This window comes from Vibrio sp. V03_P4A6T147 (assembly GCF_002241085.1).
In the GTDB taxonomy this organism is placed as follows: Bacteria; Pseudomonadota; Gammaproteobacteria; order Enterobacterales; family Vibrionaceae; genus Vibrio; species Vibrio anguillarum.
On record NZ_NDIO01000336.1, the window covers coordinates 1 to 7,395 of the forward strand.

At 50.1% G+C, this 7,395-nt stretch carries 5 protein-coding genes; 2 read left to right on the forward strand and 3 right to left on the reverse strand.

What is annotated here, in order from left to right:
* The first annotated feature begins 22 nt into the window (after nucleotides 1-22).
* Nucleotides 23-574, forward strand: coding sequence for a YbhB/YbcL family Raf kinase inhibitor-like protein (locus tag B9J84_RS13090; RefSeq protein WP_094124316.1), 552 nt, complete (start codon nucleotides 23-25; stop codon nucleotides 572-574).
* Nucleotides 575-588: 14 nt separating this feature from the next.
* Nucleotides 589-1,422, forward strand: a complete 834-nt coding sequence (locus B9J84_RS13095; protein ID WP_094124317.1) for a helix-turn-helix transcriptional regulator — start codon at nucleotides 589-591, stop codon at nucleotides 1,420-1,422.
* Nucleotides 1,423-1,445: 23 nt separating this feature from the next.
* Here the strand turns inward: B9J84_RS13095 and B9J84_RS13100 are convergent, their stop codons facing one another.
* From B9J84_RS13100 to B9J84_RS13110, 3 genes are all read right to left on the reverse strand, one after another.
* A complete protein-coding gene (locus B9J84_RS13100; RefSeq protein ID WP_404207315.1) occupies nucleotides 1,446-4,286 on the reverse strand; it encodes an FAD-binding and (Fe-S)-binding domain-containing protein in 2,841 nt (946 codons plus the stop codon).
* 69 nt (nucleotides 4,287-4,355) lie between these two features.
* Entirely contained in the window at nucleotides 4,356-5,492 is a 1,137-nt protein-coding gene (gene lldD, locus B9J84_RS13105; protein ID WP_094124319.1) for an FMN-dependent L-lactate dehydrogenase LldD, read from the reverse strand.
* A 107-nt stretch (nucleotides 5,493-5,599) separates the two neighbouring features.
* Nucleotides 5,600-7,300: a lactate permease LctP family transporter gene (locus B9J84_RS13110; RefSeq protein WP_179217569.1), complete on the reverse strand. Its 1,701-nt coding sequence runs from the start codon at nucleotides 7,298-7,300 to the stop codon at nucleotides 5,600-5,602.
* Between the last annotated feature and the right edge of the window lie 95 nt (nucleotides 7,301-7,395).

Consider the following 7,395-nt stretch of genomic DNA (forward strand, 5'->3'; position numbering starts at 1 on the left):
ACCTTATTCATAGGAGAAAACAATGAACTCGACGATTTTTAGCTCGGCCATCGTCATCACGACGTTAACCACCAGCTTATTATTTGCAGGGATGGCAAACGCTCTGCAACTCAGCAGCCGTGATATCCAAGAAGGCCACCCGATGGCAAAAACCTTTGAATTTTCAGGCTGGGGTTGTTCTGGGGAGAATCTTTCGCCGCACTTAATTTGGACTGATGCACCACAAGGAACCAAAAGTTTTGCTATTACGACTTTTGATCCAGATGCTCCGACAGGAAGTGGCTTTTGGCATTGGATTGCGCTGGATATTCCAGCGACAGTGAGTGAGCTAGCACGTGGGGTTGAAGTCAAAAAGCTCGGTGCAATAGAAACACGTATCGATTATGGCAGCGTTGGTTTTGGTGGTGCTTGTCCGCCAGAAGGGCACGGAATGCACCGTTACCAGTTTACGGTATGGGCTCTCCCGACGGAAAAACTCAATTTGGCGGCCGATGTATCACCTGCGGTGGTTGGTTTTACCCTCAATAGTTTGGCGTTAGAAAAAGCGACGCTGACCGCAACTTATACACGCTAATTCATGGGGGAGTGATGAATCACCAATATCAAGTCACCACCTTTCGAGCCGCTCAGCAACAAAGGCTGAGAAATGTGAGGATTCACTCTCCAAGCTTGATTCAGATCCAATCTGGCAGTAAAAAACTGTTTCATAAAGAAGAGGCCACTAATCTATCGAGCACTTCGTTATTATTGTGTGAGGCCTCAGCTTCGCTCAGTTTCGAAAATTTACCAGAACACGGTTACTTCTCTTCAAGGCTGTTCAGTTTCACCTACCGCCCGACCGAGGTGATGCTTGCGTTAAGCGCAAGTCATGATCGCCCAGTTATGTGGCCTGTGATTTCAACCAGCCCCTCACTGAAAAGTTCGCTCAATGCGCTCGCCTCGTTCGATCTTTCGTTAATCAGCCAAGAAACCCAAGCCTATCTACTGATGGTGTTATACCAACAATTGGCTGAGCAAGGTGTACTGCATTGGCTCTTTGAGAGTAATTCTCTACCCTTTGAGCAGAAGCTGAGAAACTACCTCGCCCAGTCACCAGAAGAAGAACATCCACTTGAGCGGGTAGCAACGCACTTTGCCATGAGCCGCGCGACCTTAATTCGACGCTTAAAGCAACATGGCACCCGTTACCGTGAGGTTTTGGCTGAAGTGCGTGTGAATCACGCGCTGAACTTAATGCAAAGTGGCCAACGAAATATAGCGATATTGGCACAGTGTTGCGGCTACCAATCGGAACAACGATTTAATCAACGCTTTCGCAGTCAGTTTGGTTTAAGCCCCAAAGCGTATTTACAAACTCTTGGTGTGCGAGGTAAAGGTACGCCAGATAAAGAGACAAAAAAAACAGCCCATTTTATCCAATGAGCCATTTTAAGATTGAGGGTAGATCAAAGCGGTTTAGACACCTCATCAACCAAATACAAAATGGATTGATATGGAATGCCGCTGTGGTGCGACAGGCCAATTTCACAGGTACGGCTATTACTGAATCCGCGTTCGCAGTGAGCAGGGACTTGCTCTTTGAGCGGATGAACAGCCGCCGCATTGAGTTCTGGCGTGGTAAAGCCTTTATCGCCCGCCCAGCCGCAGCATTGAATATGCTCTGGCACAATCACTGTGCTGACGCAGGTTTGGGTCAATTTGAGCATGTCGGCTTCCAACCCCATTTTGCGCGCACTGCAGGTGATATGCAGCATCACAGTTTCTTCTTTGGCCTTGATCGCTAAAGAATCCAGCAGATACTTATTGACAAAACCGACGGGTTCTAAGATCTCCAGTGGTTTAGTAAATTGTTCAATACTGCGTTTTGCACACGGGCTGGTGTCCATCAATACCGGATATCGCCCTTGTTGGCTAGCTTGCCATAACGCGGCTTCTAACTGCTGCGCTTTGGACTGTGCAAGCTCATTCATTCCCTTGCTGTCATAGGGCATACCACAACATTGGCTGTTGAGCTCGTTAGGTAGGATCACCTCATATCCTGCTTTGTTAAGCAGCGATAAGGTCACTTCGGTTAATGGCCGCTGATCGCCCGCGCTGTTTTGTTGGCCCATATTTCGGCTCGCACAAGAGGGTAGATAGACCACTTTTTTCTCACGGCGCGGCAGGTTTTCTACTGCAATGGCTAAGTTCTGATGATTGGCTTGCGGCAGTTGTGGATACCAAATAGGCGTTTTGCCTTTGCTGAGTTTACGCAAGCCGTTGGTTGCGCCGCCGACTAACTTCTCGCCCAGCCATTTGCTAGCCAATTGGTTGGCACTGAGGCCGATTTTAGCCACGGCTGTGGTGGCGGCAAAGTGATCCGCCGTCCATGTAGCAATGGGGATGAATTTTTGGTATTTCGCGGTGCGCAGCTTTTTCACTAAATCGCCAGTGTTGATGCCAACAGGGCAGCGCTCAGCGCATAAGCCAGTTGCGGCGCAGGTGTCTAATCCTTGGTATTCAAAGACTTTTTCAAGCTCAGAAGCTTCTACCGTTTCACCTTGCGCGCGTCGACGTTGTAGCTCGCGGTACAAGACGATTCGTTGACGGGGCGAGAGTGATAGCGTGCGAGACGGACAAACAGGTTCGCAAAACCCGCATTCGATGCAGCGATCGACCAAGGCATCAGCCGCTGGCATCGGCTTTAGGTTAGCTAAGTGGGAACGCGGATCATCGTTGATTATAACGCCGGGGTTGAGCAAGCCTTGTGGATCAAACAGTGTTTTGATTTGTTGCATTAAGGCGTAACCGTCTTTGCCCCATTCCAATTCCACATACGGTGCCATGTTGCGGCCCGTGCCGTGCTCGGCTTTGAGTGAGCCTTGATATTTCACGGCCACCAGCTCGGCCACTTCATCCATAAATACGCCGTAGCGGTCGATTTCACTTTGGCTATCAAAGCCTTGTGTAAAGACAAAATGCAAGTTGCCTTCCAGAGCGTGGCCGAAGATGATGGCTTCGTGATAGTGGTAGTGATCAAACAAAGCCTGCAAATCGCGCACACCACTGGCAAGGCTTTCTACCGGAAACGCCACATCTTCAATGATGACGGTTGTCCCCACTTCGCGCACTGCGCCCACGGCAGGGAACATCCCTTTGCGAATACCCCATAAGGTTGCCACTGTTTTGGCATCGGAGGTGAATGGTACGGATTCGATGATCTGGTAGTCGCTTAGTGCTGCCATCACGGCGCTGCATTGCGAATGAAGGGCCGCGTGATCGCTGGCGTGAGACTCAATTAGCAGCGCAGCGGCTTCTAGATTCAATTGCGCAATAAATGCGGGCATGCCAGCTTTGTCAGCGACAGAGCGCATCGCGCGTCCATCCATCATTTCGACTGCCGCAACTGGGGTTTTGGACAGGGTCGTAACCGCTTGGCTAGCCTGCTCAATATCAGCAAAGACAAGCAGCGCCGAGGCTTTGTGCGCGTGCTCAATGACGGTGTTGTAGGTGATGTCGGCAATAAAACCGAGTGTGCCTTCCGACCCAATCATCAAATGTTCAATAATTTCAATCGGATCAGAGTAATCAACGAGAGCATTTAGGGCGTAGCCAGTGGTGTTTTTTAGGCGATATTTGTGGTGAATAAGCTTTGATAGTGTGTGATTTTGCGCCGTTTGTGCATGAAGTTGAGCAATACCTTCAATCAATTCGGGTTTAGCGATTTTGAATGCAGCGATGCTTTCTGGGTTTGCGGTGTCGAGCACGGAACCGTCTGCGAAGACGATCTTCATACTATCGACAGTGCGGTAAGAATTTTGCGCGGTGCCGCAGCACATACCACTGGCGTTATTGGCGGCGATTCCACCAATTTTGCAGGTGTTGATTGAGGCTGGATCTGGGCCGATTTTGCGTTGAAAAGGGGCAAGGTATTTGTTGGCATCAGCTCCGATGACCCCCGGTTGTAGGGTGATTTTTTTACCCTCATCGTGAATGCGATGGCCGCGCCAGTCATCGGTTAAGGCGATCAAGACTGAATCAGAAACTGCCTGACCAGATAAACTGGTGCCAGCGGCGCGAAACGTGCAGTGAACGCCAAGCTCGCGGCAGCTTTTAATGGCAAAAATGACCTCATCAAGGCTTTGTAAGCGCAGCACAATTTTCGGCACCAAGCGATAGAAACTGGCATCAGTGCCATAAGCAAGGCGTTTTGTCTGCTGCGTGATGATGCGCTCAGGGTCGATGCGCGTAGCGAGTTGCGTTTCCAGTTGACGATAGGTGGCGTCTGAAAGAGTGCTGGCCATCATTGTTTCCCATTTTAAATTGAGGTTGTGGATAGGTTAACGTGCGGCTACCGTTGGTTTGTCATCATGAGATTAAAGTTTGACTAACGAGTCTCGTGACAAATCGGTAATGGTTTTCGCTCCGGTTAAGGTCATGGCAACGCGCATCTCTTTTTCATATAAATCGAGCAAATTTTCAACGCCGCTTTGACCTTGCGCCGCCAATGCATAAACAAACGAGCGACCCAGCAGCGTACAGTCCGCGCCCAGCGCCAGCATGCGTACCACATCAAGCCCAGTGCGAATCCCCGAATCGACCAGAATTTTCAGGTCGCCCTTCACCGCATCAGCAATCGCAGGTAAGGCTTTGGCGGTTGACAACACTCCATCAAGCTGGCGACCACCGTGGTTGGATACGATAATGCCATCAGCGCCAAAGCGCACCGCGTCTTTGGCATCTTCTGTATCTAGAATGCCTTTAATGATCATCGGGCCGTCCCAAAAGTCGCGGATCCACTCTAAATCTTTCCATGAAATGGAAGGATCAAAATTTTCACCAAGCCAACCAATGTAGTCTTCCAATTTAGTCGGCGTGCCACGGTAGGCAGAAATATTGCCTAAATCGTGTGGCTTGCCGAGCAAGCCGACATCCCACGCCCAGCTTGGGTGTTTCATCGCTTGAAACACTCGGCGCATCGCCGCATTAGGGCCGCTCATGCCAGAATGCATGTCGCGGTAACGCGCGCCGGGAACGGGCATATCCACGGTAAACACGAGGTTTTTTACCCCCGCGGCTTTGGCACGCTCCAACACGTTTTTCATAAAACCGCGATCTTTGAGCACGTAGAGTTGAAACCAAATCGGCCGAGCCAGCGCCGCTGATACTTCTTCGATCGGGCAAACCGATACGGTGGACAGTGTAAAAGGAATGCCTTTATTTTCAGCCGCGCGCGCCGCTTGCACTTCGCCGCGCCGCGCGTACATACCAGTTAAACCTACAGGGGCAAGGGCAATCGGCATTGCAAGCTGTTCGCCAAACAGTTGTGTTTCTAAACTGAGCTCTGACATGTCATTAAGCACGCGTTGGCGCAGTGCGATGTCAGCTAAATCCGCGGTATTGCGTGTGAGCGTGTGCTCACCGTATGAGCCACCATCAATATAATGAAACAGAAAAGGAGGCAATTTCGCTTTCGCGGCAGCGCGATAGTCGGTGGAGGCTGAAATAATCATAGATTGAATCCTAATTTGTACAGAGCCGCAGCCTAGCGAGCTTTGCATTTATTACACAAGATTAATGGTTATAAAAACCAAGTTGATACCAAATCACATCACCAAACTTAGGGTTGCTGGGTCATTAGTACGTCGGTCATATTAAAGCCGTAAATCACCACTAAACCGATAAGGCCAGTCATCACAAGGTAGTAGAAAGTCGGGATAATGGTTTTGCGCAGCGTGGCTCCTTCACGGCCCAATAAACCGACCGTTGCTGATGCCGCGACGACGTTGTGAATCGCAATCATATTGCCCGCCGCTGCGCCAACAGCTTGTAGCGCAATGATCATCACACTGGAAATAGAGAGTGTTTGCGCCACTTCAAACTGGAATTGACTGAACATCATGTTCGACACCGTATTTGAGCCTGCGATGAACGCCCCAAGTGCGCCAACGGTGGCACTTAATGCAGGGAAGGCATCACCGACTAAACCCGCCGCAAAATTGGCGGTAGTGACAGGCATGCTCGCAAGCTCTGCGCCATTGACGCCAGAGTTAATAAAAATACGCACCATAGGGATAGTGAATACCAACACAAAGCCCGCGCCGATCAGCGTTTTGCTTGATTCACCGAATGCTTTGATGAGCGGTGTCGCACTGCGTGACTGCAATATTACTGCCAGTAACGCAACAAAAACCAAGATGCCACCGGGAAGATAAAGCGGTTGAATGGCCGTGCTGATGCCTGTTTCAGCCAGAATGTTGTTAAAGGATAGGCTCACTCCAGCCAGCAGCGCTTTAAATTCGCTGCTCACACGGCTTGCCACAAGGATAACCGCGAGCAGAACATAGGGAGTCCAAGCCAATGCAAGGCCCATCGGCTTGGCTTTGATCTCTTCAATATCAATTTTTAATGAGCCTAACCAGTCTGCGGGCCACGATTTCTCTTCTGGAAAATCCCATTGTGATTTTGGTACTAAAAAGCCTTTTTTCGCGGCCGTGACAACCAGTGCCAAGCTGATCAAGCCACCGATTAATGAGGGAAATTCTGGGCCAAGAAAGACGCCCGTTAGCGCGTAAGGCACAGTAAAAGCCAAGCCAGAGAAAATCGCAAAAGGCAAAATATCTAACCCTTCGGTCCAGCTTTTGTTTTTACCGAAAAAGCGCGTCAACATCATCGCCATTAATACTGGCATCAATGTACCGACTATCGCATGGGTGATGGCGACACTGGCGGTGATTTGCTGTAAATACACATCCCAACTTGAACCGTTGCTGATCAGCGTTTCGGTGATGTTGTGCGTATCTAACCCCTTGTTTACCCCAACAATAATCGGCGTTCCCACTGCGCCGAAAGAGACAGGAGTGGATTGGATCATCATCCCCATCAATACGGCAGCCAACGCCGGAAAGCCAATCGCAACCAGCAACGGAGCCGCGATAGCCGCCGGTGTACCAAAACCAGAAGCGCCTTCAATAAAAGAGCCAAAACACCACGCAATGATAATGGCTTGCACACGGCGATCAGCCGAAACATCGGTAAAACCGTTACGAATGGTGGTGATAGCACCAGTGTGTTTTAAGGTGTTGAGTAGGAAGATTGCGCCAAACACAATCCAGAGCACGGAAATCGTGATACCGAACCCTTGCAAAACAGAAGCGAGCACGCGGTTTGCCGACATATCCCAAAAGGTGAGGGCGATGGCCACGGTTAACGCAAAAGCCACGGGCATCGCCTTTTTCGCAGGCCAGTTGAGCCCGACTAAAAGAATCGCTGCCACCACAATGGGGGAGAAGGCCACTAGTGCCAGTAAGGTTTCGTTCATTGGATACTTCCTCGTAAAGTGTGCTCTTCGTACTAGCTCTAAATAGTAGGATAGTTGAGGAGCAGACATCCTGTAGGGGCTACAGACCTTTCGGC

Bases quoted from the DNA above. Each gene is read 5' to 3' on its own strand.
- B9J84_RS13090 (WP_094124316.1), top strand. From the start codon at position 23: ATGAACTCGACGATTTTTAGCTCGGCCATCGTCATCACGACGTTAACC.
- B9J84_RS13095 (WP_094124317.1), top strand. From the start codon at position 589: ATGAATCACCAATATCAAGTCACCACCTTTCGAGCCGCTCAGCAACAA.
- B9J84_RS13100 (WP_404207315.1), bottom strand. From the start codon at position 4,286: ATGATGGCCAGCACTCTTTCAGACGCCACCTATCGTCAACTGGAAACG.
- lldD (WP_094124319.1), bottom strand. From the start codon at position 5,492: ATGATTATTTCAGCCTCCACCGACTATCGCGCTGCCGCGAAAGCGAAA.
- B9J84_RS13110 (WP_179217569.1), bottom strand. From the start codon at position 7,300: ATGAACGAAACCTTACTGGCACTAGTGGCCTTCTCCCCCATTGTGGTG.